General features: G+C 64.4%; 1 protein-coding gene. It reads left to right on the forward strand.

Features of this window, described 5'->3' with window-relative positions; all coding sequences use genetic code 11:
* On the forward strand, positions 1-783 hold a 783-nt coding region (locus EON91_RS14455), incomplete at its 5' end, for an SDR family oxidoreductase (protein WP_292096109.1).
* Between the last annotated feature and the right edge of the window lie 499 nt (positions 784-1,282).

Raw genomic sequence — 1,282 nt, forward strand, 5'->3', positions numbered from 1 at the left:
GACGAGGGCTCGGCTGGCCCGGCTGAACAGGTGGCCCAGCAGATCCGGGCGGCGGGTGGCGAGGCGGCTTCCAACTCCGACAGCGTGGCCGACTACGCCGCCGTGGCGCGGATGGTCGAACAGGCGAAGGACACGTTTGGCGGACTGCATGCCATCGTGAACCCGGCGGGCATCCTGCGTGACGGCATGTTCCACAAGATGACCGAGGAGGACTGGGACCGGGTCATCAACGTCCACCTCCGTGGCTCCTTCAACGTCACGCGGGCGTCGATCGAGCTGTTCCGGGAGCAGAAGGACGGGGCCTATGTGCTTTTCACCTCAACATCGGGCCTGATCGGGAATATCGGCCAGGCGAACTATGCCGCCGCCAAGATGGGCATTGTCGGCCTGTCGCGGGTGGTGGCGATGGAGGGTGTGCGGAACAATGTCCGCTCCAACGTGATCGCGCCGTTCGCCTGGACCCGGATGATCGAATCGATCCCCGTGAAAGACGAAGCCAGCGCCAAGCGGGTGGCCCGGATGCGGGACGCCATGCGGGCCGATCAGGTCGCCCAGCTGGCGGTCGCACTGTGCTCCGACCGGGCCAAGACCGTCACCAGCCAGATCTTCTGTGTACGGGGCAACGAGATCATCCTGTTCGACCAGCCCCGCCCGGTCCGGTCGGTGGCGGACACGACGGGGTGGAATCCCGAGAAAATCCTCGACAACTGCCTGCCCGCCATGGCGGCGGACTTTTTCGGGGTCGAAGCCACCGCCGAGGTCTTCCCCTACGACCCAATTTGACGCCCGATAGCGCCAGCCACTGACCCGCCCCGCCACAGCGACTCGCCAAGTCGCCGTGGCGGGCCGGCCGGGGGCCCGACGAAGGGCGCGAAAAGGGCGCCCGAAAGCATTCGCAGAGGCGGCAAGTTTGTACAGTTTTCCCTTCGAAACCCCGATTTTCCTAGGGCGCAGGCCGGGGTTTATGGTTTAGAAAGCGTTCCGTCCGCACATCGACGCGGAGAGGTCGGTCGTTTGAATTTGATATCCACCAAGCTCGGCATTTTTGCTGCAACAGCCCCTGCTGCAACAGGCTTGGGCTGGGGCGCGTTTGGGCTTGGTGAAACGGCGACGTCCGGGGAGCGTGGGTAATGGGTGACTCCGGCGGGACGCTTTGGTCCATGCGTACAAAATCGCGACAGCCCTGGTGGTCATACCTGCCGGATGCCGAACTGCTGCAGATGCGCCTGAAGGACCTGCACGTCTCCATCGAGGGGACGTGGCTGCAGGCTTCGATGAAAGA

It is taken from the genome of Brevundimonas sp. (assembly GCF_004210735.1).
In the GTDB taxonomy this organism is placed as follows: Bacteria; Pseudomonadota; Alphaproteobacteria; order Caulobacterales; family Caulobacteraceae; genus Brevundimonas.